The sequence below is a fragment of the Methylobacterium variabile genome, from assembly GCF_001043975.1.
In the GTDB taxonomy this organism is placed as follows: Bacteria; Pseudomonadota; Alphaproteobacteria; order Rhizobiales; family Beijerinckiaceae; genus Methylobacterium; species Methylobacterium variabile.
Window position 1 is genome coordinate 1 of record NZ_LABY01000128.1, and the last position, 26,329, is coordinate 26,329.

General features: G+C 72.6%; 28 protein-coding genes. 9 read left to right on the forward strand and 19 right to left on the reverse strand.

All coding sequences use genetic code 11. From position 1 onward, the window contains the following. The 4 genes from VQ02_RS18330 to pdxH all read right to left on the reverse strand — a co-directional run. The coding region (locus VQ02_RS18330; RefSeq protein WP_048445647.1) for an NUDIX domain-containing protein at positions 1–197 on the reverse strand (197 nt) is incomplete at its 3' end. Continuing rightward, complete coding sequence (locus VQ02_RS18335) at positions 194–1,243, reverse strand: hypothetical protein (RefSeq protein WP_048445648.1); 1,050 nt, start codon at positions 1,241–1,243, stop codon at positions 194–196. The genes VQ02_RS18330 and VQ02_RS18335, both read right to left, overlap by 4 nt. Then, the gene (locus tag VQ02_RS18340; RefSeq protein WP_048445671.1) at positions 1,236–1,958 is read right to left on the reverse strand and encodes an SDR family NAD(P)-dependent oxidoreductase; all 723 of its coding nucleotides are present in this window, start codon (positions 1,956–1,958) and stop codon (positions 1,236–1,238) included. Before VQ02_RS18340 ends, VQ02_RS18335 begins: the two co-directional genes overlap by 8 nt. 185 nt (positions 1,959–2,143) lie before the next feature. Beyond that, complete coding sequence (gene pdxH / locus VQ02_RS18345) at positions 2,144–2,740, reverse strand: pyridoxamine 5'-phosphate oxidase (protein ID WP_048445649.1); 597 nt, start codon at positions 2,738–2,740, stop codon at positions 2,144–2,146. Between the two features lie 110 nt (positions 2,741–2,850). Between pdxH and VQ02_RS18350 the strand changes: the two genes are divergently transcribed. The 4 genes from VQ02_RS18350 (at position 2,851) to VQ02_RS18365 (ending at position 6,774) form a co-directional block, all read left to right on the forward strand. Next, positions 2,851–3,330 (forward strand): RT0821/Lpp0805 family surface protein, encoded by a 480-nt coding sequence (locus VQ02_RS18350; protein ID WP_053080427.1) that lies wholly within the window; start codon positions 2,851–2,853, stop codon positions 3,328–3,330. Between the two features lie 182 nt (positions 3,331–3,512). After that, positions 3,513–4,445 carry a DnaJ C-terminal domain-containing protein gene (locus tag VQ02_RS18355; protein ID WP_048445651.1) on the forward strand — a complete coding sequence of 311 codons (933 nt, stop codon included), beginning with the start codon at positions 3,513–3,515 and terminating at the stop codon, positions 4,443–4,445. 143 nt (positions 4,446–4,588) lie between these two features. Continuing rightward, positions 4,589–5,455: an enoyl-ACP reductase FabI gene (fabI, locus tag VQ02_RS18360; RefSeq protein ID WP_048445652.1), complete on the forward strand. Its 867-nt coding sequence runs from the start codon at positions 4,589–4,591 to the stop codon at positions 5,453–5,455. A gap of 113 nt (positions 5,456–5,568) precedes the next feature. Further along, a complete protein-coding gene (locus VQ02_RS18365) occupies positions 5,569–6,774 on the forward strand; it encodes a pyrophosphate--fructose-6-phosphate 1-phosphotransferase (RefSeq protein WP_048445653.1) in 1,206 nt (401 codons plus the stop codon). Positions 6,775–6,836: 62 nt separating this feature from the next. Here VQ02_RS18365 and VQ02_RS18370 read toward each other — a convergent pair whose 3' ends face one another. Together VQ02_RS18370 and VQ02_RS18375 are read right to left on the reverse strand one after the other, a co-directional pair. Further along, positions 6,837–7,064: a hypothetical protein gene (locus tag VQ02_RS18370; RefSeq protein WP_048445654.1), complete on the reverse strand. Its 228-nt coding sequence runs from the start codon at positions 7,062–7,064 to the stop codon at positions 6,837–6,839. Positions 7,065–7,171: 107 nt separating this feature from the next. Beyond that, positions 7,172–8,068, reverse strand: a complete 897-nt coding sequence (locus VQ02_RS18375) for a lytic transglycosylase domain-containing protein (RefSeq protein ID WP_048445655.1) — start codon at positions 8,066–8,068, stop codon at positions 7,172–7,174. Between the two features lie 123 nt (positions 8,069–8,191). On the opposite strand from VQ02_RS18375, the gene VQ02_RS18380 reads away from it, so the two are divergent. Next, positions 8,192–9,073, forward strand: a complete 882-nt coding sequence (locus VQ02_RS18380; RefSeq protein WP_048445656.1) for a methyltransferase domain-containing protein — start codon at positions 8,192–8,194, stop codon at positions 9,071–9,073. After that, positions 9,070–9,423, forward strand: a complete 354-nt coding sequence (locus tag VQ02_RS18385) for a DUF427 domain-containing protein (RefSeq protein WP_048445657.1) — start codon at positions 9,070–9,072, stop codon at positions 9,421–9,423. The genes VQ02_RS18380 and VQ02_RS18385 overlap by 4 nt, the downstream gene beginning before the upstream one ends. Before the next feature lie 2 nt (positions 9,424–9,425). Here VQ02_RS18385 and VQ02_RS18390 read toward each other — a convergent pair whose 3' ends face one another. The 3 genes from VQ02_RS18390 to argJ form a co-directional block, all read right to left on the reverse strand. Continuing rightward, the gene (locus VQ02_RS18390; RefSeq protein WP_048445658.1) at positions 9,426–9,842 is read right to left on the reverse strand and encodes a (deoxy)nucleoside triphosphate pyrophosphohydrolase; all 417 of its coding nucleotides are present in this window, start codon (positions 9,840–9,842) and stop codon (positions 9,426–9,428) included. Between the two features lie 139 nt (positions 9,843–9,981). After that, the gene (locus VQ02_RS18395; RefSeq protein WP_053080428.1) at positions 9,982–10,707 is read right to left on the reverse strand and encodes an SIMPL domain-containing protein; all 726 of its coding nucleotides are present in this window, start codon (positions 10,705–10,707) and stop codon (positions 9,982–9,984) included. Then, positions 10,704–11,945 carry a bifunctional glutamate N-acetyltransferase/amino-acid acetyltransferase ArgJ gene (gene argJ, locus VQ02_RS18400; protein WP_048445659.1) on the reverse strand — a complete coding sequence of 414 codons (1,242 nt, stop codon included), beginning with the start codon at positions 11,943–11,945 and terminating at the stop codon, positions 10,704–10,706. Before argJ ends, VQ02_RS18395 begins: the two co-directional genes overlap by 4 nt. Before the next feature lie 326 nt (positions 11,946–12,271). Between argJ and VQ02_RS18405 the strand changes: the two genes are divergently transcribed. Both VQ02_RS18405 and VQ02_RS18410 read left to right on the forward strand, forming a co-directional pair. After that, the gene (locus VQ02_RS18405) at positions 12,272–13,234 is read left to right on the forward strand and encodes a LysR family transcriptional regulator (RefSeq protein ID WP_048445660.1); all 963 of its coding nucleotides are present in this window, start codon (positions 12,272–12,274) and stop codon (positions 13,232–13,234) included. A 52-nt stretch (positions 13,235–13,286) separates the two neighbouring features. After that, the gene (locus VQ02_RS18410) at positions 13,287–13,976 is read left to right on the forward strand and encodes a 4'-phosphopantetheinyl transferase family protein (protein WP_048445661.1); all 690 of its coding nucleotides are present in this window, start codon (positions 13,287–13,289) and stop codon (positions 13,974–13,976) included. 164 nt (positions 13,977–14,140) lie between these two features. On the opposite strand, the gene VQ02_RS18415 is transcribed toward VQ02_RS18410, so the two are convergent. The 7 genes from VQ02_RS18415 to VQ02_RS18445 all read right to left on the reverse strand — a co-directional run bounded on the left by VQ02_RS18415 (position 14,141) and on the right by VQ02_RS18445 (position 22,053). Beyond that, positions 14,141–15,019 carry an RNA polymerase factor sigma-32 gene (locus tag VQ02_RS18415; protein ID WP_048445662.1) on the reverse strand — a complete coding sequence of 293 codons (879 nt, stop codon included), beginning with the start codon at positions 15,017–15,019 and terminating at the stop codon, positions 14,141–14,143. 278 nt (positions 15,020–15,297) lie between these two features. Next, entirely contained in the window at positions 15,298–15,885 is a 588-nt protein-coding gene (locus VQ02_RS18420) for a CarD family transcriptional regulator (protein ID WP_048445663.1), read from the reverse strand. 474 nt (positions 15,886–16,359) lie between these two features. Continuing rightward, positions 16,360–16,698, reverse strand: a complete 339-nt coding sequence (gene fdxA / locus VQ02_RS18425; RefSeq protein ID WP_048445664.1) for a ferredoxin FdxA — start codon at positions 16,696–16,698, stop codon at positions 16,360–16,362. 182 nt (positions 16,699–16,880) lie between these two features. Next, positions 16,881–17,174, reverse strand: coding sequence for an RNA-binding S4 domain-containing protein (locus tag VQ02_RS18430; protein WP_048445665.1), 294 nt, complete (start codon positions 17,172–17,174; stop codon positions 16,881–16,883). A gap of 6 nt (positions 17,175–17,180) precedes the next feature. Then, positions 17,181–20,669, reverse strand: a complete 3,489-nt coding sequence (locus VQ02_RS18435; protein ID WP_048445666.1) for a helicase-related protein — start codon at positions 20,667–20,669, stop codon at positions 17,181–17,183. 133 nt (positions 20,670–20,802) lie between these two features. Further along, positions 20,803–21,114, reverse strand: coding sequence for a hypothetical protein (locus VQ02_RS18440; protein ID WP_053080429.1), 312 nt, complete (start codon positions 21,112–21,114; stop codon positions 20,803–20,805). Positions 21,115–21,120: 6 nt separating this feature from the next. Further along, positions 21,121–22,053, reverse strand: coding sequence for a DUF3108 domain-containing protein (locus VQ02_RS18445; RefSeq protein WP_048445674.1), 933 nt, complete (start codon positions 22,051–22,053; stop codon positions 21,121–21,123). Positions 22,054–22,352: 299 nt separating this feature from the next. Between VQ02_RS18445 and rpmB the strand changes: the two genes are divergently transcribed. After that, positions 22,353–22,643 carry a 50S ribosomal protein L28 gene (gene rpmB / locus VQ02_RS18450; protein ID WP_048445667.1) on the forward strand — a complete coding sequence of 97 codons (291 nt, stop codon included), beginning with the start codon at positions 22,353–22,355 and terminating at the stop codon, positions 22,641–22,643. A gap of 152 nt (positions 22,644–22,795) precedes the next feature. Here the strand turns inward: rpmB and cobT are convergent, their stop codons facing one another. From cobT to VQ02_RS18465, 3 genes are all read right to left on the reverse strand, one after another. Beyond that, the gene (gene cobT / locus VQ02_RS18455; protein ID WP_048445668.1) at positions 22,796–24,697 is read right to left on the reverse strand and encodes a cobaltochelatase subunit CobT; all 1,902 of its coding nucleotides are present in this window, start codon (positions 24,695–24,697) and stop codon (positions 22,796–22,798) included. 160 nt (positions 24,698–24,857) lie between these two features. Further along, a complete protein-coding gene (gene cobS / locus VQ02_RS18460) occupies positions 24,858–25,841 on the reverse strand; it encodes a cobaltochelatase subunit CobS (RefSeq protein WP_048445669.1) in 984 nt (327 codons plus the stop codon). Positions 25,842–26,099: 258 nt separating this feature from the next. Beyond that, the coding region (locus VQ02_RS18465) for a DnaJ domain-containing protein (protein ID WP_048445670.1) at positions 26,100–26,329 on the reverse strand (230 nt) is incomplete at its 5' end.

A 26,329-nucleotide genomic window follows, 5' to 3' on the forward strand; every position in this document is an offset into this window, starting at 1 on the left:
GCCGCCTCGGCCAGGGTCTCGCCCGGCTCCACCTGGCCGCCCGGCAGGGTGTAGATCCCGCGCATCGGCGCCTGGCCGCGGGCGGCGAGCAGCACCCGGCCGTTGCGCACCACCGCCGCCGAGGCGGCGACGAACGGCCGGGCCGGGTAGCGGCGGCGCCAGGCCGGGTCCTCGGGCGTCTCCGTCGTCGCGCTCACGGCTGCACGTCCACCAGCCGACCGTCCGCGAGCGCGACGACGACGTGGGCGCCGCGCCCCGACCCCAGCACCGCGAGGTCCGCGCCGGCAGGGGCCGGCAGGGCCGCGCGGGCCCGCTCGGCGAGGCCCCTGAGCGACACGAAGGCGAGGGCGGCGCGGTCGCGGGTCGCCAGCACCAGCTCGCCCTCGCCGTCCGTCCCGAGGCTGGCGCCGGGGGCGGAGAATCCCTTCCCGTCGGCGCCGCGGCTCTCCGCCTGCCGAGCCGGCTGCCCCTTGGCGAGGCTCCAGTGCTCGAGCCGCCCGTCGCTGCCGCGCAGCAGGATCGCGCCGGGCCGGCCCGCACCGGACAGGCTCGCCGCGAGGCTGAGCGGGCCGGGCTCGGGTGGGGTCTCGGCCCGCACCCGCCAGGCACCGTCCTGCCGGCCGATCACCGCGAGGCTCGCGCCCCCCGCATGCTCGCTGAGGGCGATGAGGTTCAGGGCGCCGTCGATCTCGACCGCCCGCAGGGTCTCGCCGGAGAAGACCGCGTCGGCGCCCGGCGGCACCGTCGCGGTCGCGACCGGCACGGGTTTCGGGTCCGCGCTCATCGTCACCGGCTGGCGCTCGCGCACCGTGACGCCGGCGGCGCCCGGGCGGCCGTCCGGCCCGCGGGTCGGGCCCGACAGGTAGGCGCTGACCGGACCCGCCAGCACCCGGCGCGAGCCCGGCAGCGCGCCCTTCGGCGTCTCGCCGGCGGTCAGCCCCTCGACGGCGTCGAGGGCGAGGGGGATCACCGCCACCCGGTCGCCCGCGAGGGTCAGGATCGCTGCGCCGCCCTCGCCCCAGGCGACCGCGATCGGCGCCGCGGTCTGGCCGGGCTTGCGGGGGAGCTGCGGCAGGCCCGACGTCGCGGCGGCGAGCGCCGCCTCGCTGCCCGCGTCGCGCAGCTGCGTCACCCGGAACGGCAGGTCGAGGAGCGTGACCCGCGGCTCGGCCGCGGCCGGTCCTGCCGCGAGTCCCGCCGCGAGCAGGAGGGCGAGCGCCGACGCCGCCCGCCGCTCACACATGCTGCCCGCCGTTGATGTGCAGCTCGGCGCCGTTCACGTAGGACGAGGCCTCGGTGCACAGGAAGTAGATTGCCTTGGCGACCTCGTCCGGCGTGCCGAGGCGGCGCTGCGGGATCTGCGCCACCAGCTTGTCGGTGCCGGGGGAGAGGATCGAGGTGTCGATCTCGCCGGGCGAGATCGCGTTCACCCGCACCCCGAGGGGGCCGAAATCCGACGCCATCTCGCGGGTCAGGCCGGCGAGCGCCGCCTTGGAGGTGGCGTAGGCCGCCCCCGCGAAGGGGTGGACGCGGGATCCGGCGATCGACGTCACGTTGACGATCGAGCCGCGCGCCCGGGTCAGCTCGTCGCACAGGCCGCGGGCGAGCAGGATGGGTGCGAAGAAATTGACCTGGAACACCCGCTGCCAGTCGGAGAACGGGGTCGCGATGGCCCCGAGCCGCGCGCCGCCGGACCCCTTCGGCGAGATGCCGGCATTGTTGACGAGGGCGTGGAGCAGCCCGCCCTCGGCCTCGAGCCGCCCGGCCACCTCCTTGACCGCCCGGATCGTGTCCTCCGGGTCGGCGAGGTCGACTTGGAGGTGGTCCTCCGGCCCCATCTCCCACGGGCAGTTCTCCGGGAAGGCGTGGCGCGAGCAGGTGATGACGCGCCAGCCCGCCGCCGAGAAGCGCTTGACGGTGGCGTGGCCGATGCCGCGGCTCGCGCCGGTGAGCAGCATCACGCGGCGGCGTTCGTTCGTCGAATGGGCCACAGCCGTTCCTCGGGATGTCCGGTGCGTGCGCCGCCGGTCTCGAAGGCGCGCGAAGAGCCTCAGGGTAGGGCTGGCGGCCCCGGAAATCCAGGGCTCGCCGCGCCGCAGCAAAGCTCGCGCCCCTGACGCTCGCGCGCTTCGGGGCGCACCCCTCAGGGGTAGAGGCGGCTGCGCTCCCAGGCGTCGCGCCGGCGGGTGAAGCGCACCCGGTCGTGCAGCCGGTAGGCGCCGTCCTGCCAGAACTCCATCGTGACGGGGGCGATGCGGTAGCCGGTCCAGTGGGCGGGGCGTGGCACGGTCTCGCCGGGAAAGCGGGCCGAGACCTGCTCGACCGCCCGGACCAGGGCGTCGCGGCTCTCGAGGGGCTGCGACTGCCGGCTCGCCCAGGCGCCGAGGCGGCTGTCGCGGGGGCGGGAGGCGAAGTAGGCGTCGGCCTCGGCGTCGTCGACCCTGGTGACCGGGCCGCGGGCCCGCACCTGGCGGCGCAGGCTCTTCCAGTGCAGCACGATCGCCGCGCGGGGATTGTCCGAGAGCTCGCTGCCCTTCATCGACTGGGTGTTGGTGTAGAACACGAAGCCGCGCTCGTCGGCGCCCTTCAGCAGCACGATCCGCACGTCCGGCAGCCCGTCGGCGCCGCAGGTCGCGAGCGCCATCGCGTTGGGGTCCTCCGGCTCCGAGGCCTGTGCGTCGGCAAACCACTGCCGGAACAGGGCCCAGGGATCCGTGTTCTGCGTGAAATCACCATTCATTAACCCGTCCACGGCATCGTCCTCGCCCAATGTGACAACCGGAACCGGGGGCGGGCCGGCGTTGCATCTCGTGCGTCGCGACGGGCCGCCCGGTCTTGAGAACAGGTGTAATGCGTCGCGGTGCGTGTAAAGTCGGTTCAGTGACCCTCGGCCTCGCCTTCGCGACGAGCGTCCTCGCCGGCGTCTTGGCGATCGGCGGCTGCAGCCAGCCGCTCATCATGTTCCGTCCGCAGGTCGAGCCAGCCCCGCCGGAGCCGACGAGCACCGGCAGCATCGAGCCTGCGGCGCCCAAGAGCTTCGGCTCGGACCTCTCCGGCGAGGATTGGCGCCGGGCCAAGGCCGCGCTCGGCGTCGCCCTGGACCCCCAGGGCAACGGCCAGCCGGTGAAGTGGGACAACCCCGATTCGGGCATGCGCGGCATGGTCAACCCGACCGGGCTGCCCTTCGTGAAGAACGACGAGATCTGCCGCGGCTTCCTCGCCACGGTGATCGGGCCGTCCGGCAACCGGTTCGTGCGCGGCACCGGCTGCCGGCCCTCCGGCGGGGCCTGGGAGCTGAAGAGCCTCAAGCCGGCGACGAAGCCGGGGTGAGGCCCCGGATATCGACGGTCCCGGGGCCGGCGATGGCGCGTGCCGGGGAAGTGACGTAAGCTCGGCGCCCCCGCGTCCGCCTGCGTTGCAATCCGGCAACACAGTCGCCAGATAGGGCTCATCCCTTTCACGGAGCGGCCCCTGCTCCAGGACAGTGCTGCTCGGATCGCCATCGGATCGCCATGCGCAACCCATACGACGTACTCGGCGTGAGCCGTTCGGCCGACGAGGCGGAGATCAAGAAAGCCTTCCGCAAGCTCGCCAAGGCCTACCACCCCGACCGCAACAAGAACGACGCCAAGGCGCAGGACCGCTTCGCCGAGGTCAACCAGGCCTACGAGATCCTCGGCGACGCCAAGAAGCGCGAGCAGTTCGACCGCGGCGCCATCGACGCCGAGGGCAAGCCCCGCTTCACCGGGTTCGAGGGTTTCGGCGGCGCGGCGGGCGGCGCCGGTCGCGGCGGCGGCTTCGACTTCGAGTCGATGGCCCGGGCGCGTGCCGGCGGCGGGGGCGGCGCCGGCGGCTTCGGCGAGGACATCTTCTCGCACCTGTTCGGCGAGGCCTTCCGCTCCGCCGGCGGGCCCGGGCGCGCCGCGCCGCAGCGGGGCGACGACGTCGCGGCCGAGCTGACGGTCAGCCTGGACCAGATCGCCTCCGAGGCGAAGCTGCGCCTCAACCTGCCGAGCGGGCGCGAGGTCGATGTGGTGGTGCCCAAGGGCGTGGTCGACGGGCAGGTGATCCGCCTGCGCGGCCTCGGCTATCCCGGGGCGCACGGCGCCGATCCCGGTGACGCCCTCCTGACCATCCGCGTCTCCGCCGACCCGCGCTTCCAGGTCGAGGGCTCGGACCTGCGGACCTCCGTCGAGGTGCCCATCGAGGACGCGGTGCTGGGCGGCCCGATCCGGATCCAGACCCTGACCGGCGCGGTCGAGATGAAGATCCCGGCCATGACGAGCTCGGGCCGGGTCTTCCGCCTGCGCGGCAAGGGTCTGCCGAAGAAGGACGGCACCCGCGGCGACCTGCTCGCCACCATCGCCGTCACCCTGCCGGCCACGGCCGACGAGGCCCTGACCGAGTTCGCCCGCAAGCGCCGGGCCGCCGCCGCGGCGAGCTGAACCGGCGTGCGCGCGGCATTACCGGAGCCGGCGCACTTCCGTCGCCCGCGGGCGTCGGTTAAGGAAGCCGCTGGGGAGCCATGCACGGCCGGGTCCGCCCTGCCGCCTCCGGCTTCCCGTGGCGGCTGTTCTTTGGGTGAATCATGGCTGACTCGAACCGGGCACAGGTACAGGATGACGGGCAGGCCGCGTCTCCCAAGACCGGGCTTCTCGCCGGCAAGCGCGGCCTCGTGCTCGGCGTCGCCAACAACCGCTCGATCGCCTGGGGCATCGCCCGCAGCGCGCGCCAGCACGGCGCGGAGCTGGCCTTCACGTACCAGGGCGAGGCCCTGCGGAAGCGGGTCGAGCCCCTCGCCCGCGAGCTCGACGCCGCCGTCGTCGGCCATTGCGACGTCACCGACCCGGCCTCGATCGACGCGGCCTTCGAGGCCACCGGCCGGCACTTCCCGGACGGGATCGACTTCGTCGTCCACTGCATCGCCTTCTCGGACAAGGACGAGCTGACCGGCCGCTACCTGGAGACCAGCGAGGCGAACTTCACCAAGTCCCTGCTGATCTCCTGCTACTCGTTCACCGCCATTGCCCAGCGGGCCGAGAAGCTGATGCGCGACGGCGGCTCGCTCCTCACGCTGACCTATTACGGCGCCGAGAAGTGGATGCCGCACTACAACGTGATGGGCGTCGCCAAGGCGGCCCTGGAGGCCTCGGTGCGCTACCTCGCCGCCGATCTCGGGCCCCAGAGGATCCGCGTCAACGCGATCTCGGCCGGCCCGATCAAGACGCTCGCCGCCTCCGGCATCGGCGACTTCCGCTACATCCTGAAGTGGAACGAGTACAACGCGCCCCTGCGGCGCACGGTGACCATCGACGAGGTCGGCGAGACCGCCGCCTACCTGATCTCCGACATGTCCCGCGGCATGACCGGCGAGATCCTGCACGTCGATGCCGGCTACCACGTCGTCGGCATGAAGAACCCCGAGGCGCCGGACCTCAGCCTCGACAAGGACTGAAGCCCCTCCCGCCGGCCCCGTTCGGGGCCGGCCGCGAAACTGGGGCGGCGGGGGCTGGACCGGCGGGCCCATCGGCCCAAGATGGGCTTCGCGTCGTCAACGCGGAGCCCCCCATGCCCCCTCGCAAGATCGCCATGCTCACCGCCGGCGGCCTCGCCCCCTGCCTGTCGGCGGCAGTCGGCGGGCTGATCGCCCGCTACACCGACCTCGCGCCGGAGGCCGAGATCATCGGCTACCGCAGCGGCTACAAGGGCCTGCTCCTCGGCGACCACCTGCCCGTCACTCCGGAGGTGCGGGCCCGGGCCGAGGTGCTGCTGCGCCACGGCGGCTCGCCGCTCGGCAACAGTCGGATCAAGCTCACCAACGTCAAGGACTGCGTGAAGCGCGGCCTCGTGCAGGAAGGGCAGGATCCGCTCAAGGTGGCGGCCGAGCAGCTCGCCCGTGACCAGGTGACGGTGCTGCACACGATCGGCGGCGACGACACCAACACCACGGCGGCCGACCTCGCGGCCTATCTCGAGGCGAACGGCTACCACCTGACGGTGGTCGGCCTGCCCAAGACCATCGACAACGACGTGGTGCCGATCCGACAGACACTCGGCGCCTGGACGGCGGCGGAGCAAGGCGCGCTCTTCGCCGAGAACATCGTCAACGAGCAGAGCGCCAACCCGCGCATGCTGATCGTCCACGAGGTCATGGGCCGCAAGTGCGGTTGGCTCACCGCCGCGACGGCCCTGGCCTACCGGCAGCGCCTGGACCGCACCGCCTTCCTGCCGGAATTCGGGCTCGACCGGGCGCACAAGGAGGTGGACGCGGTCTACCTGCCGGAAATGCCCCTCGACGTCGAGCGCGAGGCCGCGCGGCTCAAGGCCCGGCTCGATGCCAAGGACTGCGTCACGGTCTTCGTCAGCGAGGGCGCCGGCCTCGACGAGATCGTCGCCGAGATCGAGGGCCGCGGCGAGGTGCTGGGGCGCGACCCGTTCGGGCACGTGAAGATCGACACCGTGAATGTCGGCAAGTGGTTCGCCGACCGGATGGCGCCCCTGATCGGGGCGGAGAAGACCCTGGTGCTGAAATCCGGTCATTTCTGCCGCTCGGCCGCGCCGAATGCCGATGACCTGCGGCTGATCCAGGGCATGGTCGACCTCGCGGTGCAGTGCGGGCTCGAGGGCGTCTCCGGCGTGATCGGCCACGACGAGGAGCGGGACGGCCGCCTGCGGGCGATCGAGTTCCCGCGCATCCGCGGCGGCAAGGCCTTCGATCCGTCCGTGCCGTGGTTCACCGCGATGCTGGACGACATCGGCCAGGGGCGAGCCTGATCGGCCTCCGCGCCCGCAGCCGGGGCGCCCGTCCGCGCCCCGGAATTTACTCTAGGTCAAGATCACGAGCCCGTCGCGTCGAGGGATTGGGCGGTGAAGCCCGGCTCTGCGGCAGGAGGCCGGCGGATGAAGGGCACGACGTTGCTGGCAGCGTCGGCCGCCGCGGCGCCGGCCTGCCGCTTCTCCGGCGCGAAGGTCATCCAGCGAATCAACTTGCCGTCGCCGTGACGCGCGAGGTGCCGCTCGACCCGCCTCCGTGCCCAACGGGGCACGCCATCGCCGAACTTCATGGGGCTTTCCTCCCTGCTCGCCCGCCGTGCGAGCCAACGTCGCCTGGCGAACGAACCAAAGGAGGTCCCCCCGTGTCATCACCCATTTGGGTGACGCGGAACCAACCTCAGGTTTTCAGCACGATGCAGGCGCCGCCGACGCCGCGGATGCGGCCGCACAACGCCTCGGCGCTGGCGCGGGTCTCCGAGGGAACGCGGATGCGGTAGAAGGCCCGCGTGCCCCGGTGGCGCAGGCGGGTGCCGATGATCATCGGGCGCACGTCGCCCAGGATCGCGGCGTAGCGGTCGCGGGCCCGGCCGAAGCTCGCCAGCGCGATCGATTTCGAGAAGTTGCCGGCGAGCTGCACGCCCCAGGGCGCCAGCGCCGCCGCGGTCTCGGCGAAGAAGGTCTCGGTGCGACCGCGGATGCGGAGCGAGGCGGTAACCTGCAGGCAGCGGGTGCCCTCGGGCTCGTCGAGGTCGGCGCGCGGCTCGGCCTTGACGGCGGCCGCCCAGTCCTCGGCGCTGCGCCCGGTGATCGCCGAGACGTAGGCGCGGGTCTCTGCCGGCAGGCCGCCGGTGCCGGCGAGCCAGGCGGAGACCCGGCCGGGCCCGCCATTGTAGGCCGCCGCCGCCAAGCCGAGATTGCCGAAGCGCGCCCGCAGGTCGATCAGGAACCGCGCTGCCGCCGGGATCGCCTGCTCGGGGTCGAACGGGTCGGCGAGGCCGCGCTCCTGCGCGGTACCGGGCATGAACTGCGCCACGCCCTGCGCGCCGGCCCGGCTCACCACGCCCGGCCGGAAGCTGCTCTCGCGCCAGATCAGGCGAGTCAGGAAGGCGACCGGCAACCCCTTGGACTTGGCCGCCCCCTCGATCAGCCGGCACAGCGCCTGCTCCACCGTTTCCTCCTTGCCGTTCTCCGCCGCCGGGACGGCCGGCGCGGGCGCCGCCGGAGCCGCGAGGGCCGGAACGCCGAGGGCCAGGACGCCGAGGACCAGGGAGGGGATGAGGAGGATGCGGGTCACGGGGTCACCCTTACCTCGATTCGCTGAACGATTCGGCAAGGTGTGATCGTCGCGGGGTGTTTCCGGTTCGCGCAGAGCGTGAGGCCCTGGCGCCGGGCCCCAGGCCGCGCCATCTAGCGGGCGATGTCCTCGCCGCTCCTGTTCGACTCTTCCCTGATCCGCAAGCGCCTCGCCCGGGCCCGCCGCGCCGGCTTCGCCGACTTCCTGGTCGCGCGGGCGGTCGACGACCTCTCGGACCGCCTCGGCGCCGTGCTGCGCGACTTCCCGCACGCCCTCGACCTCGCTACCCCGGTGCCGGATGCGGCGGCCTGGCTCAAGGCGAGCGGCCGGGCCGGCGCGGTCACGCGCCTCGCGCCCGTCGCCGAGGCGGGAAGCCCGGGAATCGCGGTCGCGGTCGGGGATCCGGAGGCACTGCCGTTCGTCGGGCAGGAGTTCGACCTCGCGGTGTCGCTCCTCGCCCTCCAGCACGCCAACGACCTGCCGGGTGCCCTGGTGCAGGTCCGCCGGGCGCTCAAGGCGGACGGGCTGTTCGTCGGCTGCCTGCTCGGGGGGCGCACGCTCACGGAGCTGCGCCAGGTGCTCACGCAGGCCGAGAGCGAGGTCGAGGGCGGGGCGAGCCCCCGGGTGGCGCCCTTCGCGGAGGTGCGCGACCTCGGCGGCCTGCTCCAGCGCGCCGGCTTCACCCTGCCGGTGACCGACGTCGAGACCGTGACGGTGCGCTACGGCGACCCCTTCGGGCTGATGCGCGACCTGCGCGCCATGGGGCTCACCAACGCCCTGCGGGAGCGCCGCGGTCGCTTGCGCCGCGAGACCCTGATGCGGGCAGCCAGCCTCTACGCCGAGCGCTTCGCCGATCCGGACGGGCGCTTGCGGGCGACCTTCGAGCTGATCTGGCTCTCGGGCTGGGTGCCGCACGAGAGCCAGCAGAAGCCGCTGCGGCCGGGCAGCGCCCAGGCGCGGCTGGCCGACGCCCTCGGCACCGTCGAACGCAAGGAGCCGTCATGACGGACCATCCCATCACCATCACGCCGAACCCGCACCGCATCCGCGTGGTGCTCGGCGGCACGATCGTCGCCGAGACCACCCGCGCGCTCACCCTGCGCGAGGCCGGGCTTCCGCCGGTGCAGTACATCCCGCGGGAGGACGCCCAGATGGACCTCTTCGAGCGCACGGAGCACCGCACGCACTGCCCCCACAAGGGTGATGCCAGCTACTTCTCGCTCACGGCGGGCGGGGTCGAGCAGGCGAACGCGGTCTGGAGCTACGAGGCGCCGTTCCCGGCGGTGGCGGCGATCAAGGATCACCTCGCCTTCTACCCGAACAAGGTCGACGCCATCGAGGAGTTCAAGGACTGATCTCAGGGCCCCAGCAGGTCGACCAGGGCCGGCAGCAGCGGCAGGTCGGCCGGCGGCATCGGGTAGGTCGCAAGGTCGCGCGGGCGCACCCACTTGAGCGCCTGGCCCTCCTTAGGCTGGACGAAGCCCTCCCAGCGCCGGCAGACGTAGAGCGGCATCAGGAGGTGGAAGCTCTCGTAGGCGTGGCTCGCGAAGGTGAGGGGGGCGAGGCAGGCCTCCTTCACGGCGATGCCGAGCTCCTCGGCCAGTTCGCGGATCAGCGTCTCCTCCGGACGCTCGCCGGGCTCGATCTTGCCGCCGGGAAACTCCCACAGGCCGGCCAGGGTCTTGCCGGGCGGGCGCTGCGCCAGCAGCACGCGCCCGTCCGGGTCGACGAGGGCGACCGCCACCACGAGGAGGAGCTTGACGGGTTCGGCCATGCGGGGCGGCTCGCCTGAGGGATATTTCTTCCGGGGCCGCACCCTGACAGGGTGCGGCGTGTCGCGTCGGTCAGGGCGCGCAAGTCGCGTCGGTCACGGCGCGCAAGTCGCGTCGGTCACGGCGCGCAAGTCGCGTCGGTCACGGCGCGACCATGTAGGTGACCTCGACGGCTGCCTCGACCGTGAGGGTGCCGGGCTCGACCGGGACCGCGACGCCGCCGGCCGACATCTTGGCGGCGTAGGCGCGGGAATGGACCGGAGCCGGTGCGCCCTCCCGCGGGGGCGAGACGATGCTCTCGAGGCGGCCGAGCCGCAGGCCCGCCGCCTCCGCCAGGGTCTCGGCCTGGCGTCGGGCATCGCGCACGGCCTCCGCCCGCACGGCGTTCTCGGACTGTCCCGGTTCCGCCAGGCCGAAGGCCACGCCGCCGATCCGGTCGGCCCCGCCGTCGAGCAGGCGGCGCATCAGGGCGCCGAGGCGCTTGAGATCGCGCACCCGCACCGTGACGGCGTTGCTGGCCTGGTAGCCGTCGGGCACGTCCCGCATCTGGCCGCCGGGCTCCCGCACCGTCTTGTTGCCTGGGCGCAGTGACACGGACGCGGTGGCGAGGTCGGGGCCGGCGATGCCGAACTCGCCGGCCAGCTCCGCCACCTTGCGGGCGGCCGTCGAGTTCTGGTCGAGGGCGGCCGCCGGCGTGGGACCGCGGCTCTCGACCGCGATTTCCACTGTGGCGAAGTCCGGCGCCACCTCCCGGCTCGCCCGGCCGACGACGCTGATCCGGCCCGGTGCGGTCTCCTGCGCCGCGGCGGCGCCGCAGAGGCCGAGGGCGAGCAGGCCCGCGAGGATGCTGGGATGGGCCGCCCTCACGAGCGGTAATCCCCGTTGATCTCGACGTAGGCCTTGGTCAGGTCGCAGGTCCAGACCCGGGCGGTGCCGGCGCCGAGGCCGAGATCGACCCGGATCGTCACCGCGTCGCCGCGCATCGCCGCGGAGGCGGCCTCCTCGTCGTAGCCGGGATCGCGGGCGCCCTCGACGGCGACCCGCACGTCGCCGAACCAGATCGCCAGCCGGTCGCGGTCGGCGGGCTCGCCGGCCTTGCCGACCGCCATCACCACCCGGCCCCAGTTGGCGTCCTCGCCGGCGACGGCGGTCTTCACCAGCGGCGAGTTGGCGATCGACATCGCGATGCGGTGCGCGGAGGCGTCGTCGGCGGCGCCCCCGACCTCGACGGTCACGAACTTGCGCGCGCCCTCGCCGTCCCGGGCGACGAGCTGCGCGAGCTCGATCAGGAGATCGTCCAGCGCTGCCGCGAAGAGCGCGAGGCGCGGGTCATCGACCGAGTCCACCGGCGCGTTGCCGGCCTTGGCGGTGGCGAACAGCATCAGGGTGTCGGAGGTCGAGGTGTCGCCGTCGACCGTGCAGCAGTTGAAGCTCTTGGCGACGCCGCGGGTCAGGAGCCCCTGCAGCACCGGGGCCGGCAGGTCGGCGTCGGTGAACACGAAGGAGAGCATCGTCGCCATGTCGGGGGCGATCATCCCGGCGCCCTTGGCGATGCCGTTGAGCGTCACCTCGGCCTCGCCGAGCCGCACCCGGCGGGTCGCGAGCTTCGGGAAGGTATCGGTGGTCATGATCGCCCGGGCGGCCTCGGTCCACCGGGCCGCGTCCGGGCCGGTGCGGCCGGCGCACTCGGCCAGCACGCCGTCGAACTTCGTGGCGTCGAGGGGCTCGCCGATCACGCCCGTCGAGGCGATGAAGACCTCGCCGGGTGCGCAATCCGCCGCCTTTCCGGCGATCTCGGCGGTGAGGCGCACAGACTCCCGGCCCTTGAGGCCCGTGAAGGCGTTGGCATTGCCGGAATTGACCACCAGAGCGCGGGCCTGCATCCCGCCGCGCAGGGTCTCGCGGCACCAGTCCACCGCCGCCGAAGGGCATTTCGAGCGGGTGAACACCCCGGCGGCCCGGGTGCCCGGATCGAGCAGGACCAGCAGCACGTCGGTGCGGCCGCGGTAGCGGATTCCGGCCTGCGCGGTGGCGAGGCGCACGCCGGCGATCGGCGGCAGGTCCGGCTGGTGCTTGGGCGCGAGCGGCGAGACGGGATGAGACATGCGGGACTCCGGTCCGCCGACGCCTCGTCGTCCGCGTCGGCGCCGCGGTGTTGCCCCGCCGGGATGCCTTGCGTCAACCGGCCGTGCGCCCGGCCGGGGTGATCGGTTGTGTTGGCGGTTGTGCGTGTCGGGGTTGAGGAGCCCGCGTCCCTCCGCCGCTGCAGGCGCACAACTGGGGCAGCGACCGAACGGGCCTGTTTTCCCGTCACCGAACTGACGCAGGGGCGGCAAACGGTTTCCTTATCTAGAGTTGCACATTATTATCTAGACGATCAGAGGCGGGGCGCAGGGACGGGCGTCGCCGTCCGCCGCCCGGAGGTTCCCGCTTGGCCCACCCGCAAGTCCTTCGCGACATGGCGCTCTTCGTCGAGGTCGCGAAGCGGAAGAGCTTCAGCCAGGCCGCTGTGGCGCTCGATGTGCCGATCTCGTCCCTCTCTCGGCGCATCACCCAGTTCGAGAGCTCGATCGGCCTGCGCTTCCTCGACCGGACCACCCGCAAGCTCGTGCTGACTCCGCACGGCGAGGCCTATTACGAGCAGGCGACGCGGCTGGTGGAGGAGGCCCAGCGCACCTTCGACGAGCTGATCGCGCAGGCGAAGGGGCCAAGCGGCCTCCTGAAGATCGCGGTGCCGCCGGATCCGTGGGTGCTGCATCATCTCTCGGCCGTCGCCGCGGAGTTCTCGCTCCGCCACGCACAGGTGCGGGTGCACATCGATCTGTGGCCCCATCTCGTCGACCTCGCGCAGGAGGGCTACGACCTGGCGGTGACGGTCGGGGCGCCGCGGGAGACCTCGATGATCACCCGCAAGGTGGCGCAGCTCGAGAACGGCCTGTTCGCCGCTCCCGACTACCTGGACCGCGTCGGACGGCCGGCGACCCCGGCCGCGCTGGTGCTCCACCGGGCGATTCTGATCGGCCCGCCGGCCCCGTCGATCGCCTGGCCGCTGGAACGGGACGACGAGGTCGTCTCGGTGACGGTCGGCAGCACGGTCTCCAGCAACAGCCAGGGCATGGCCCGGCGCTTCGCCGTGGCGGGCCACGGCATCGCCCTGCTGCAGGCGATCGACGTCGAGCAGGACGTGGAATCCGGCGATCTCGAACGGGTGCTGCCGGAATGGCGGGGCACGCCGAGCCCCGTCTACATCGTCACCACCTCGCGGCTGCTGCCGGCCAAGACCCGCAGCTTCATCGCCTTCGCCTCGCGCCAGCTCGCCGAGCAGCTGGCGCCCCGCGGCATTCCCCTGGACGAGGCCGAGCTCGCGGCCCTGTACGACCTGCAGGAGGCGTGACGTCCGCCACCGGTCCGTGCTTTAGCGCGACCTGGGCAGCGGACGGGTGGCGATGACGAGGCTCTCGGATCTCGTGTTCACGGGCGGGGCGCTGGCTGTGGCGGCGCCGGCCGTCTCGGTGGCGGACCTGCCGGCGGCGTGCCGGGCGCTGCCGCCGGACGAGACCGCGCGCATCGCCCGTTTCCGGCAGGAGCGGGACCGGCAGGAGCGGGAGGCGGCGCACGGGCTGCTGCGCTACCTGCTCGGCCCCTGGCTCGGCCGCGCCCCGGCCGAGGTCGTCCTGGCGCGGGACGCGGGCGACCGGCCGTTCCTGCCCGACGCGCCGGACCTCGACCTCAACCTGAGCCACGGTGGCGGCTGGGTCGCGGTCGGACTGTCGGTGACGAGCCGGATCGGCGTCGACGTCGAGGGCGTTTCCCGCCCTGTCGACTGGGTCAGCCTGGCGCCGCACTTCATGCACCCGGCGGAACTCGCCGATTACCGCGGCCTGCCGGCCGGGGCGCGGCCGCGGCGTGCGTTGGAACTGTGGTCGGTGAAGGAAGCCTGTCTCAAGGCGACCGGCGAGGGGCTGGTCGCCGAGCCCCGCTCGGTGCGGTTGATGCCGGAGGGCGCATCCTGGCGCCTGACGCGGAACGGGCTGTCGCTGCGGGCGGACTCCCTCGTCCTGGAGGACGGGGCGCGGTTCGCGTGGGCGGCGGAGGCGCCGGTCCGTGCGGTCGTGGCCGCACACGTCCCGGCCTGACGCCTGCTCAATTTGCCGCCGCGCCTGGGTGCGGTGACGACCGGCGAGACCGTCAGCTGCGCCAGACCACATCGTGCACAGCCCGTAATCTTGCCTGCGCGCCGGTCTGCCCGGATCGGCGCGTCGCCGGCACAAGTGGGGCCCGAGACGGACCCGAAGGCCGCTCAGACGTAGGCGCTCATGCCGGCATTCGACTGCGGGAAGCGCTCGGCCAGGGCACGGCGGAGCTTCTCCAGGGCGCGGTTCTCGATCTGCCGCACCCGCTCCTTGGAGATGCCGAGGCGGTGCCCGAGGGCCTCCAGGGTGGCCTGGTCCTCGGCGAGGCGCCGCTCGTGCAGGATGCGCAGCTCGCGCTCTGACAGGACGGTGAGTGCCTGGCGCAGCCAGGACAGGCGCCGCTCGCCGTCGACGGCATCCGACACCGTCTCGTCGGGGAGGGGGGAGGTGTCGACCAGGAAGTCGACCCGCTCGGCCGAGGCCTCGCCGTCGTCGCCGACCGGCGCGTTCAGCGACATGTCCGGGCCGGAGAGGCGCGCATCCATGAGCGCCACGTCCTCGCGGGAAACGCCGATGGCGGTGGCGATGCGGCGGTGGATCTCGTCGCCGACGCGCTCGTCGGTCGATTGCATCAGACGGGCCCGCAGGCGCCGGAGGTTGAAGAACAGGGCCTTCTGGGCCGAGGAGGTGCCGCCGCGGACGATAGACCAGTTGCGCAGGATGTAGTCCTGGATCGAAGCCCGGATCCACCACGTCGCGTAGGTCGAGAAGCGCACGTCCCGCTCGGGCTCGAAGCGCGCGGCCGCCTCCATCAGGCCGACATGGCCTTCCTGCACGAGGTCCGCCATCGGCAGGCCGTAGTGGCGGAACCGGCCCGCCAGGGCGATCACGAGCCGCATGTGAGCGGAAATCAGCCGGTGCAGGGCCTGCTCGTCCCTGTCGTCCTTCCAGCGCACAGCCAGGCCGCGCTCTTCTTCCCTCTCGAGGAAGGGGGCATCCATCGCAACTCGTACGAACTGCCGACGTATGCCTGCGATTTCCGCCATCCCCGCCTCCGCCGCTTTGGTGAGCGCTGTGTGTCGCGATGAGGTCGAGGCGCAGCAGCGTGCGCGCCCGATACACCGCAAGGCCTCCGACAACGGCGCGACCACCCGGGCGGTTCCCGCATTGCGAAAAAATCCTGGGCGGCGCGATCTCCTCGCGGGCGCGGCGACCGGCGCGATGACGTTGCGGCCGGGACGGCTGTGCGGGTGGCCGCGAAACGCGAAAGCCCGGCGCAGGGCCGGGTTTTCGGTCGTCAGGGGGTTGAAGGAGGCCTGGACGCTCAGGCGGCCTCGGCCTCGTCCTGCAGGTCCTCGCCGTCGGCGTCCGCCTCGGCGTTCTTGGCCCGGCGGGGCGACTTGGCGAGGCTCTGCTCGATGAGCTTGAGGGACTCGGTGTCGGTGATCCGGTTGACCGCCGCGATCTCGCGCACGACCCGGTCGAGAGCCGCCTCGTAGAGCTGGCGCTCCGAGTAGGACTGCTCGGGCTGGGCGTCGGAGCGGAACAGGTCGCGCACCACCTCGGTGACCGCGATCAGGTCGCCGGAGTTGATCTTCGCCTCGTACTCCTGAGCCCGGCGCGACCACATCGTACGCTTCACCCGGGCGCGGCCGGTGAGCACGTCGAGCGCCTTCTTGACCAGCTCGGGCTCGGCGAGCTTGCGCATGCCGACCGAGTTCGCCTTGGCGGTCGGGACCCGCAGGACCATCTTGTCCTTCTCGAACGACACCACGAACAGCTCGAGCTTGTAGCCGGCGATCTCCTGCTCCTCGATGGCCGTGATGCGGCCGACGCCGTGAGCCGGATACACGATCGCTTCGCCGGTCTTGAAGCCCTGCCGGGCGGCTGTCGTCTTCTTGGCGGTCGTCATGCGGGGGTGGCCTCCAGGTCACCGTTCGCGGCAATGTCCGCGACCGGATCGTTCATCCGGGTCAGGGCGCCCGGCGAAAAATACGCACCTGCCGGACGTCCCGAAGGGGCGCCCGTCAGTCCCTGTTCAACCATAGCTAAGGAACGTCCGAACGCGTTGCGGACCGCATTGGATCCACCACGGCTGATCGCATGCCGCCTCGTCCCATCGATGAAATTCCCGCTCGGTGGACGAAGGCTGCACGTCGGACGCAAGCGACGGCGATCAGGAACCTAGCACGAAGAGGCCCTAAAATCAAAAAAATTCAGGCGCCCGGCGTGGCCGCGCGGGCACCCTGCACCATGTTTCACCAGCTTGGCGGAGCGATCGCAGGCCTCCCATGCGGCAAGGGCAGGGATCCTGGGCAGGGATCCTGGGCAGGGCTCCCAGGCAGCGGTCCCGCGGCGGTGCCGGCGGGATCGCTCCGGGAGCGCCTCAGTCGCCCGAGCCCGGGTTGGCCGAGAAATGCGCCTCGAACTTGCCCGGCTTGCCGTCCCACTCCTTGGCGTCGGCGGGAGCGGCCTTCTTCTGGGTGATGTTGGGCCAGCTCTTGGCCATGTCGGCGTTCAGCTTCAGCCAGCTCTCCAGGCCCGGCTCGGTGTCGGGCTTGATCGCCTCGGCCGGGCATTCGGGCTCGCACACGCCGCAGTCGATGCACTCGTCCGGCTGGATGACGAGCATGTTCTCGCCCTCGTAGAAGCAGTCGACCGGACACACCTCCACGCAGTCCATGTACTTGCACTTGATGCAGTTGTCAGTGACGACGTAGGTCATGGGCTGGTGAAACCTCGAAGGCAAGGGCGCGGGCAAGGGCGCGGCTCGCGCGGCGCGCCCGGGCATGTGGCCGGGGCCTTAGACCCGGGCGGGCGGGGTTGCAAGCCGCCCCGTGGGCAAGGGTGGTGTGTTGCCGGAGTGGCGTCGCCTTCGCGTCACGCTTTCGCGCTCCGCCGGAGGCTTCAGCCGTCCCCCGCCGGGCCGGGCTCGTCGGCCGACAGGTCGGCGTAGAGCAGCCTGGCTTCGGGCGCCGGTCCCCGGCGCATGCCGAGATCGCGCACCCGCACCGCCGCCGTGACGTGCTGGGCCGCCACGGTGACGACGTCCCCGATCGCCACGGCCTTTGAGGGCGCGTCGGCCCGCTGGCCGTTCACCCGCACGAAGCCGTCCTCGATCAGGCGCGCGGCGAGCGAGCGCGTCTTGGCGAAACGCGCGAACCACAGCCACTTGTCGAGACGCTGCCGGTCCGCGCGCATGCTGGGTCAGCGCTTGTCGCCGTCCCTCGCCTCCATCTGCGCCTTGAGGGCGAGGAGCTTGGCGAAAGGGGAATCCGGGTCCGGGGCGCGCTCGCGCCGGGGCGGACGGGCGTCGTGCGTGCCGTTGCGGGGCGCGCCGTCGCGCCGGTCCTGCGGCGGACGCCCACCCTCGCGCCCGCCCGGATGGGGCCCGCGGGGCGGACGGCCGTCCCGGCGGCCCTCGCCGCCACGGTTCTCGGCCCCGCGGCCCTCGAAGCGGCCCTCGGCCCGGTTGCCCTCGCCGGCGGGGCGGCCTTCCGCCGGGCGCCGGTCGCCCCAGCGCTGGCCGTCGCGGGGACCGCGATGGGCGCGCTGCTCCGCTGGCGCGCCCTCGCCGCCCTCCTGCCGCGGGAAGCCCCGGGACTGGCCGTCGCGCTGCGGCTGACCGCCCTGGGGGCGGCCGCGGCCCTGGTGGCGCGGCGCGTGGTTGCGCTGGTGACGGTGCATCCGCCACACCTCGATGACGATCGGCTCTGCCGGCGCAGCGGGCTCGCCGGCCTCCTCGGCGACCGGGGCGTCCACGGCAGCCGCTTCGGCGACCGGCTCCGCCGTCTCGGCCTGCGCGACCTCATTGGCCCCGCCGTCGACCAGCGCAGCCTCCGCCTCGGCCTGCGCCGGAGCCGTCTCCTCGGGGGCGGGCGCCTCGACGGCGACCTCTTCGGCCGGCGTCGCGGGCTCCTCGGCCTCGGTCTGCACCGTCTCCGCGGCCGCCTCGACCTCGGGAGCCGTCTCGGCCTCCGGGGCCACCTCGGCCTGAGCCTCCCCCGTCGGCGCGACGTCGTCGTTCGCTGCCTCTGCCATCACGGCCTCGGGCTCGGCCGGCGTTTCGGTCTGCTGGTCCTCGCCGCCCGCCATCTCCGGCTGCGCGGCGGCCTCGGGCTCGCCGGCCTCGGTCGCCGTCGCGGCCTCGGTCCCCGCATCCTCCGCCGCCTTCGGCGCGGGCTGCACCGGCACGGTCGGGGCGGCGGGGCGCAGCGGCACGGTGATGGCCGGGCCGGGCCGGCGGTCGACGACGTAGCCGAGGGATTTCAGGATCGAGGCGAAATCCTCGCCCGAGCAGCCGACCAGCGAGGTCATGCCCACGGTCGGCACGAAGCCGTCCTTGTCGGCGGCGCCGGGGGGCGGCTCGCCGGGGGTGGTGCCGGGCACGTAGGCGATCGCGGGCCGGATCAGGTCGGCTAGGCGCTCGAGGATGTCGACGCGCACCGCCCGGCCGCCGCAGACCCGGAAGCCGGCCGCGCGGTAGAGGCCCTTGGCGATCTCGGGATCGACCGGCATCGAGGTGCGGCCGGAGCCGGCCAGGTGCGCGATCTCGTCGAGGCCGCGCTGATCGAGGCCGCCGTTCTGCAGCGCCCAGAGCTGCGCCGCCAGGGTGCGGGGTGCGGGCTTCAGCAGCGCCGGCATGGTGATGTGGTAGGCGCCGAACCGCACGCCGTGCTTGCGCAGGGCCGCGCGGCCTTCCTGGTCGAGGCTGCGCATCTCGTTGAGCACCTTGGCGCGCTCGAGCACGCCGAGGGACTCCGCGACCTGGAAGCCGATGCCGCGGGCCAGCCCCGTAAGGTCGGCGGCGGCCTCGAGCTCGAGGGCGGGCCCGAGCAGGCGCACGATGTGGGCCTTGAGCCAGGCGCTCAGCCGCGCCTCGACCTTCTCGCGGGCCGGGCCCGTGAGCTGCTCGTCGGCCAGCAGCCGCAGGCCCGGGGCGTAGAGCTTCTCGCCCGGGACGAGCTTGGCGACCGGGTTGCCGGTCCAGCGGATCGTGCCGTCGTTCGAGAGGACCAGCGCCGCATCCGCCGCGGCGGCGAACCGGTCGGCCCGCGCCTCGATCTCGCTCGCCAGCGCCTTCTCGGCGGCGCTGCGCAGGGTCTTGGCTTCCTGGCCCTCGGCGCCGGGATCCGGCACGAACTGGAACCCGTGCAGGTGACCGACGTGCTGTCCCTCGACCGTCACGTCGCCGCCCGCGGTGATCTCAGCTTCCAACATGGTATTCTCTCTCAGGCGCCGCATCAGCACGCTGGTGCGCCGATCGACGAATCGACTCGCCAGCCGCTCGTGCAGGGCGTCGGACAGCCTGTCCTCTACCCGACGCGTCTCGCCCTGCCAATGCTCCGGGTCCGCGAGCCAGTCGGGGCGGTTCGCCACGAACGTCCAGGTGCGCACGTGGGCGATGCGCTGGGACAGGGTGTCGATGTCGCCGTCGGTGCGGTCGACCATGGCGACGTGCTGGGAAAACCAGTCGACCGGGATCCGCCCGGCCATGCCGCGCATCAGGAAGCGGAAGAGCTGGGCGATGAGGTCGGCGTGGGTCTGGATCGGGGCCTTGCGGTAGTCCGGCACGCCGCAGACCGCCCACAGCCGCTCGACGGCGTTGCGGGAGGTGGCGTAGTCGCGGATATCGTCCTCCTTGGCCAGGAGCTCGAGCGCGGCCTCGTCGTCGCCGGTCGGCGCCCGGGTCAGTCCCCGCTCGGTCGGATGCTCGGCGAGGCTGCGGCGCAGCGCGTCGATCGAGCCGAAGTCGAGGTCGGGGTTGCGCCACTGCAGCATCCGCAGCGGCTCGAAGGTGTGGCTCTCCAGCGCCTCGACCATCTCGGCTTCGAGCGGCGGGCAGCGGCCGGTCGTGCCGAAGGTGCCGTCGCGCAGGTGGCGCCCGGCCCGTCCCGCGATCTGCGCCATCTCGGAAGGGGAGAGGTCGCGGAAGCGCGTGCCGTCGAACTTGCGGTTCGACGCGAAGGCGACGTGGTCGACGTCGAGGTTGAGGCCCATGCCGACGGCGTCGGTCGCCACCAGGTAGTCGACCTCGCCGGACTGGTAGAGTTCGACCTGGGCGTTGCGGGTGCGGGGCGAGAGGGCGCCGAGCACCACCGCGGCGCCGCCGCGCTGGCGCCGCAGCAGCTCCGCGATGGCGTAGACCTCCTCGGCCGAGAAGGCCACGATGGCGCTGCGGTGGGGCAGGCGGGAGAGCTTGCGGCTGCCGGCGAAGCTCAGCTGCGACAGGCGTGGCCGGGTGGTGATGTGGATCCCCGGGATTAGCGACTGGACCAGCGGGCCCATCGTGGCCGAGCCGATCAGCAGCGTCTCCTCGCGGCCGCGCTGGTGCAGCAGGCGATCGGTGAAGGTGTGGCCGCGGTCGCGGTCGGCGCCGAGCTGGATCTCGTCGATGCCGACGAAATCGACAGCGTTGTCCCGCGGCATCGCCTCGGCGGTGCAGATCCAGTAGCTCGGTCGGTTCGGCTTGATCTTCTCCTCGCCGGTGACGAGGGCGACCCGCTCGGGCCCGACCCGCTCGACTACGCGGTGGTAGACCTCGCGGGCGAGCAGGCGCAGCGGCAGGCCGATCATCCCGGTCGGATGGCCGAGCATCCGCTCGATGGCGAGGTGGGTCTTGCCGGTATTGGTGGGACCGAGCACCGCCGTGGCGCCGCGCAAGCGGGCCTGCGGTGAGAGGGAACGGCGCGTCATCGGGCTGGGCAAGATCCTCGGGGCCAAGATCCTCGGGGGGAAGATGCTCTTGGCAAGGAGATGCTCCCGGCAAGGAGCTCCGGCGGGGGCCGCCGCATCCCGAGCCCGGCGCCGGGACCGTCGCGCGACCCCGTCAGCGCTCCGGGTCGCGTCCGCCCCGCGGCCGTGGCCCGAGTGGCGGCCTCCCCCCATATGGGGTGGGGGCGAGGCGATCGCCATACGGCGGCGGGTACGGCGCGCCCGTGCCGTAGATCTCGATGCGCGTTCCGGCCCGCGGCACCTCCTCGAGGTCGGCGCAGAGGGTGTCCGGCACGGCGGTGAGCGGGCCCGGCGGGTTCGGTCCGATCCGGGCGGAGGAGTAGGCGTCGCCGCCGCAATCGGGTCCGTTCGCGAGCGCCGGGAGCGGCGCGAGCAGCAGGAGGGGCAGGAGGGCGAGCCGGCGCATCGGGCGTCAGCGCCCGTCCATCGGCGTCTCCGGAGCCTGCGCCGCGGCCTGCGCGACCGCGTCCGGACCCTGGCCGCTGCGCGACCAGCGCGTCGCCTCGATGATGTTGAGCCCGAGCTGGGTGCGCACGGCGATGCGCAGGGGCAGCAGGACCCTCGCGCCCTCGACGGGGGCGAGCCACACCGACATCTCGGTGTTGTCTTCCATGAACTTCACGCCCGGCCGGTCCGCCCGGTGGCCGGCGATCGGCTGGTAGCGCGCGTTGCAGACGAGGACCGGGCCGGCATAGCCGGGTTTCTCGACGCTGCGGGTCTCGGCGTAGCTCAGCACCACGTTGAACCGGCTCGCGCCGTCGAAGACCGGGATGGTGCGGTTGCAGTTCTGCGGGTCAGTGAGATCGCCGCGCCCCTGCGCCGGCATCATCAGGGCGCTCGCCGGATCGATGATGCCGCGCTTGTGGATCTCGCTGACGGTGACGCGCTCGGGGTCGGGCACGAGCGGCGGGGCGATGTCGGAGGCGACCACGTTGCCGCGGGCCAGCGCCATGCGCACGGTGATCGAGGCGCTGGCGCTGTGGGAGGCGAGGGCGAAGGCCGCCGGCACCGGCCGGGCTGTCACCGTGCCGCTCGCCCGGGCCGAGCCATAACCCCCGGTGATCGCCCCGACGAGCCCGGTGAGGCGGGCGCTGACGTTCATGGTGTAGCGCTGGCCCTCGACCGCACCCGTCACCTGCGCGGTGCCGATCGGCACGCCGGCCAGCATGATGCCGTAATCGACCGTGACGGAGGTCTCGCCGGCTTTCGGCGCGCGACTCCGCGCGGCCTGAGCCGCCTCGCCGGCCGGGAAGGCGAGCCCGGCCGCGAGGGCGAACGGGAGGAGGGCCTTCGTCGAGGGGGATGCCTTCGTCGAGGAGGCCTTGGGGAGGGCCGTGGCACGCATGGAGGAACCGATCTCGATCACCGACACCCGCCGTCGATGAAGCGGGCGAAATCAGGCCCTATCGTGACGTGGTTAGGGTTAACGGATCGTCTCGCCCGCCCGCCCGTGGCCCATCGCCTCCCGCCGTCGTCCCGCCCTGATCCCGAGCCTGCGCCTTGACGAGACCGGCCCGACACCTCTATAGGCGCGTGCTTTCCAGGGACTTCGCGGGGTCCGGTTTCCGCCGGGGTGCGGTGCACGCCCGGCTCTCGCGTTGCGTGGTCCCTCTCCGAACGACGACCAGTTGAGGATACAAGACCATGTCGCGTCGCTGCGAGCTCACCGGTAAGGCGGTGCTCACCGGCCACCTCGTGAGCCACTCGAACCGCAAGACCAAGCGCCGGTTCCTGCCGAACCTGTGCAACGTCACCCTGCTCTCCGACACGCTCGGCCGCTCCGTGCGCCTGCGCATCTCGGCCAACGCCCTGCGCTCGGTCGAGCACCGCGGCGGCCTCGACGCGTTCCTGGTCAAGGCCGGCGAGACCGACCTGTCGCAGAACGCCCGCCTGCTGAAGCGCGAGATCGAGAAGAAGCTCGCCGCGGCGGCCTGACGCTTCTCCGGGAGGCGCTGGCGCCTCCCTCGCCATGGACGATCACGAAAAACCCCCGGATGCGCCGTCGGCGCCCGGGGGTTTTTCGCATGGGTGTCTATCGCATGGGTCGGGCGCGCAGATAGGCCGCGCGACCGACCGGAGAGGGCGCCTCAGCGGCGCCCGCCCGCCGCCATCCGGCGCACCGGCAGCGTGCCGGCATCCTCGTCGAACAGCTCGGCGAGCTTCTCGGTCATCACGCCGCCGAGCTCCTCGGCGTCGATGATGGTGACGGCCCGGCGATAGTAGCGGGTGACGTCGTGGCCGATGCCGATGGCGAGCAGCTCCACCGGCGAGCGGGTCTCGATCTCGTCGATCACGTAGCGCAGGTGCCGCTCGAGGTAGTTGCCCGGGTTGACCGACAGGGTCGAGTCGTCGACCGGGGCGCCGTCGGAGATCACCATCAGGATCCGGCGCTGCTCGGGCCGCCCGAGCAGGCGCTTGTGGGCCCAGTCCAGGGCCTCGCCGTCGATGTTCTCCTTGAGCAGGCCCTCGCGCATCATCAGCCCGAGGTTCTTGCGCGCCCGGCGCCACGGCGCGTCGGCCGACTTGTAGACGATGTGGCGCAGGTCGTTGAGGCGGCCCGGGGTCGGCGGCTTGCCGGCCTGGAGCCAGGCCTCCCGCGACTGCCCGCCCTTCCAGGCCCGGGTGGTGAATCCCAGGATCTCGACCTTGACGCCGCAGCGCTCGAGCGTGCGGGCCAGGATGTCGGCGCAGGTCGCCGCCACGGTGATCGGCCGGCCGCGCATCGAGCCCGAATTGTCGAGGAGCAGGGTGACGACCGTGTCGCGGAAGTTGGTGTCCTTCTCCTGCTTGAAGGAGAGGGGCTGGAACGGATCCATCACCACCCGCACCAGCCGCGCCGGGTCGAGCTGGCCTTCCTCGAGGTCGAACTCCCAGGCGCGGTTCTGCTGGGCGAGGAGGCGCCGCTGCAGGCGGTTGGCCAGGCGGCCGACCACGCCCTGGAGATGGGCGAGCTGCTTGTCGAGGTAGGAGCGCAGGCGCGCCAGCTCGTCGGCGTCGCAGAGGTCCTCGGCGTGGATCTCCTCGTCGTACTTCTGCGAGAAGACCTTGTAGTCCGGGCCGCGGGGCTCGTTCGCCCGCGGGCCCGGCGGCCGCCACGATTCGGAGGCCTCCTCCGAGTCGGCGTCCTCGGCATCCTCCGGCAGCTCGCCCGAGGGCGCGTCGGCCGCCTCGGTGGCGCCCTCCTCGATCTCGTCGGAGGCCTCGTCCGAGATCTCCATCTCGGCGCGGTCGCCCTGGCTCTGCTGCTCGGCCTCGCCCTCGCCGGCCTGCTGCTCGTCGGACTCGGCCTCGTTCTCGTCGTCGTTCTCCTCGTCGTCGGGGTCGAGGGGAGCCTCGTCCGCCATGTCGAGGGAGGAGAGCAGGTCGCGCACCGAGCGGGCGAAGGCGCGCTGGTCCTCGAGGCTGCCGAGCAGCCCGTCGAGGTTGCGCCCGGCCCGGTCCTCGATGAACTCGCGCCACAGCCCGACGATGCGCTGCGCGGCCTGCGGCGGGGCCTGGCCGGTCAGGCGCTCGCGCACCATCAGGGCGACGGCGTCCTCGAGGGGGGCGTCGGCCCGGTCGGTGATCTCCTCGTACTTGCCGCCCCGGTGGTAGCGGTCCTCCAGCATCGCCGTGAGGTTGCCGGCCACACCGGCCATCCGGCGCGAGCCGATCGCCTCGACCCGGGCCTGCTCGACCGCGTCGAAGACCGCGCGGGCGGCGGCGTTCTCGGGCGCGAGGCGCCGGTGCACGGCGTTGTCGTGGCAGGCGAGGCGGAGCGCCATCGAATCGGCGTGGCCGCGCAGGATCGCGACGTCGCCGGGGGAGAGCTTGCGCGGCGGCTCGGGCAGGCGGGCCTTGTCGCCGGTGAGCGCCGGCCGGTCGGTCGCGAAGGTGACCTCGATCTCGGCCTTGCGGGCGATGGCCCGCAGCGTCCCGGCCACCGAGCGCTTCAGCGGCTCGGCGACGGACTCGCGCTTCTCGCCGGGCTTGCGGTTGGAGATGGACATGCGGGGCTACTTCTTCAGCGAGTCGAGGTCGAAGGGGCGCAGCACCGGACTCTGCGCGAGCGCCCGGAAATCAGCATCGTCCTCCGGCGGGTCCAGCCCTACGACGGCGCTCGCGCGGGCAGCAGGACCGGGTCCGCCTTCGGACGACCTCCCGAGCGGATCAGCTCAGCGCGACGTTGACCGCGCTCTCGGGCAGCTCCTTGCCGAAGGAGCGCTGGTAGAACTCGGCCACCAGCGCCCGCTCCAGCTCGTCGCACTTGTTGAGGAAGGTGACCCGGAAGGCGAAGCCGATGTCGTTGAAGATGTCGGCGTTCTCGGCCCAGGTGATCACCGTGCGCGGGCTCATCACGGTCGACAGGTCGCCGTTGATGAAGGCGTTGCGGGTGAGGTCGGCCACCCGCACCATCTTGTTGACGATGTCGCGCCCACCCTCGCCGCGGTAGTGCGGCGCCTTGGAGAGCACGATGTCGACCTCGCGGTCGTGCGGCAGGTAGTTGAGCGTGGTGACGATCGACCAGCGGTCCATCTGGCCCTGGTTGATCTGCTGGGTGCCGTGGTAGAGGCCCGAGGTGTCGCCGAGGCCGACCGTGTTGGCGGTGGCGAACAGGCGGAAGCCGGGATGGGGGCGGATCACCCGCTTCTGGTCGAGGAGCGTCAGGCGGCCCGATACCTCGAGCACCCGCTGGATCACGAACATCACGTCCGGCCGGCCGGCATCGTACTCGTCGAAGACCAGCGCCACGTTGTTCTGCAGCGCCCAGGGCAGGATGCCGTCCTGGAAGGCGGTGACCTGCTTGCCCTCCTTCAGCACGATCGCGTCCTTGCCGACGAGGTCGATGCGCGAGACGTGGCTGTCGAGGTTGATGCGCACGCAGGGCCAGTTCAGGCGCGCGGCGACCTGCTCGATATGGGTGGACTTGCCGGTGCCGTGATAGCCCGTGATCATCACCCGACGGTTGCGGGCGAAGCCCGCCAGGATCGCCAGCGTGGTCTCGCGGTCGAACAGGTAGTCGGGATCGAGATCCGGAACGTGCTCGTCGGTGGCGGAGAAGGCCGGCACCTCGAGGTTCGTGTCGATCCCGAACACCTTGCGCACCGAGACGGTCGTATCCGGGAGAGCGGGTGGCGTGTCTTCAGAAAGCATTCGGAGCCTCGTCGGGGCAGGCCTGTCCCTCCATGGGCGGTCCTGCGAATGTCGCGACGGCGCGGGGTGACCGGCGGGCGCCGCATGTCCTTAATCTGCGGGGGGAGCCGGCGCAAACGTGCCTGACCCGGATATATGGGCAAGGCGGCGCGTTTCGAGTCCCTCCCGCGGCGGATCAGGGATGCGAGATCCGTGCCCCTCGGACGATGCACCTGCCGCCCTGTCGCGGGGCGGGGTTCCGGCCCCGTTGCGGGCCGGTCAGCACAGGCCGGCGGCCCGCAGGGTGTCGTGGGCCCGGATGATGTCGCGCAGGCGGTCCTCGAACGAGCGGTCGCCGCCGTTGGCGTCGGGGTGGAAGCGCTTCACCAGCACCTTGTACTGCGCCTTGATGGCCGCCGCGTCGGCGTTCTCGTCGAGGCCGAGCACGTCGAGGGCCTTGCGCACCGGCGCGGAGTAGCGCGGGGGCGGCGGCTCGGCCCGGGCGCGGC

Excerpts from the sequence above, each read along its gene's own strand:
- VQ02_RS18335 (WP_048445648.1), bottom strand. The coding sequence starts at position 1,243 with ATGTGTGAGCGGCGGGCGGCGTCGGCGCTCGCCCTCCTGCTCGCGGCG.
- VQ02_RS18340 (WP_048445671.1), bottom strand. The coding sequence starts at position 1,958 with ATGCTGCTCACCGGCGCGAGCCGCGGCATCGGCCACGCCACCGTCAAG.
- pdxH (WP_048445649.1), bottom strand. The coding sequence starts at position 2,740 with ATGAATGGTGATTTCACGCAGAACACGGATCCCTGGGCCCTGTTCCGG.
- VQ02_RS18350 (WP_053080427.1), top strand. The coding sequence starts at position 2,851 with ATGCGTCGCGGTGCGTGTAAAGTCGGTTCAGTGACCCTCGGCCTCGCC.
- VQ02_RS18355 (WP_048445651.1), top strand. The coding sequence starts at position 3,513 with ATGCGCAACCCATACGACGTACTCGGCGTGAGCCGTTCGGCCGACGAG.
- fabI (WP_048445652.1), top strand. The coding sequence starts at position 4,589 with ATGGCTGACTCGAACCGGGCACAGGTACAGGATGACGGGCAGGCCGCG.
- VQ02_RS18365 (WP_048445653.1), top strand. The coding sequence starts at position 5,569 with ATGCCCCCTCGCAAGATCGCCATGCTCACCGCCGGCGGCCTCGCCCCC.
- VQ02_RS18370 (WP_048445654.1), bottom strand. The coding sequence starts at position 7,064 with ATGAAGTTCGGCGATGGCGTGCCCCGTTGGGCACGGAGGCGGGTCGAG.
- VQ02_RS18380 (WP_048445656.1), top strand. The coding sequence starts at position 8,192 with ATGTCCTCGCCGCTCCTGTTCGACTCTTCCCTGATCCGCAAGCGCCTC.
- VQ02_RS18385 (WP_048445657.1), top strand. The coding sequence starts at position 9,070 with ATGACGGACCATCCCATCACCATCACGCCGAACCCGCACCGCATCCGC.
- VQ02_RS18390 (WP_048445658.1), bottom strand. The coding sequence starts at position 9,842 with ATGGCCGAACCCGTCAAGCTCCTCCTCGTGGTGGCGGTCGCCCTCGTC.
- argJ (WP_048445659.1), bottom strand. The coding sequence starts at position 11,945 with ATGTCTCATCCCGTCTCGCCGCTCGCGCCCAAGCACCAGCCGGACCTG.
- VQ02_RS18410 (WP_048445661.1), top strand. The coding sequence starts at position 13,287 with ATGACGAGGCTCTCGGATCTCGTGTTCACGGGCGGGGCGCTGGCTGTG.
- VQ02_RS18415 (WP_048445662.1), bottom strand. The coding sequence starts at position 15,019 with ATGGCGGAAATCGCAGGCATACGTCGGCAGTTCGTACGAGTTGCGATG.
- VQ02_RS18420 (WP_048445663.1), bottom strand. The coding sequence starts at position 15,885 with ATGACGACCGCCAAGAAGACGACAGCCGCCCGGCAGGGCTTCAAGACC.
- fdxA (WP_048445664.1), bottom strand. The coding sequence starts at position 16,698 with ATGACCTACGTCGTCACTGACAACTGCATCAAGTGCAAGTACATGGAC.
- VQ02_RS18430 (WP_048445665.1), bottom strand. The coding sequence starts at position 17,174 with ATGCGCGCGGACCGGCAGCGTCTCGACAAGTGGCTGTGGTTCGCGCGT.
- VQ02_RS18435 (WP_048445666.1), bottom strand. The coding sequence starts at position 20,669 with ATGACGCGCCGTTCCCTCTCACCGCAGGCCCGCTTGCGCGGCGCCACG.
- VQ02_RS18440 (WP_053080429.1), bottom strand. The coding sequence starts at position 21,114 with ATGCGCCGGCTCGCCCTCCTGCCCCTCCTGCTGCTCGCGCCGCTCCCG.
- VQ02_RS18445 (WP_048445674.1), bottom strand. The coding sequence starts at position 22,053 with ATGCGTGCCACGGCCCTCCCCAAGGCCTCCTCGACGAAGGCATCCCCC.
- rpmB (WP_048445667.1), top strand. The coding sequence starts at position 22,353 with ATGTCGCGTCGCTGCGAGCTCACCGGTAAGGCGGTGCTCACCGGCCAC.
- cobT (WP_048445668.1), bottom strand. The coding sequence starts at position 24,697 with ATGTCCATCTCCAACCGCAAGCCCGGCGAGAAGCGCGAGTCCGTCGCC.
- cobS (WP_048445669.1), bottom strand. The coding sequence starts at position 25,841 with ATGCTTTCTGAAGACACGCCACCCGCTCTCCCGGATACGACCGTCTCG.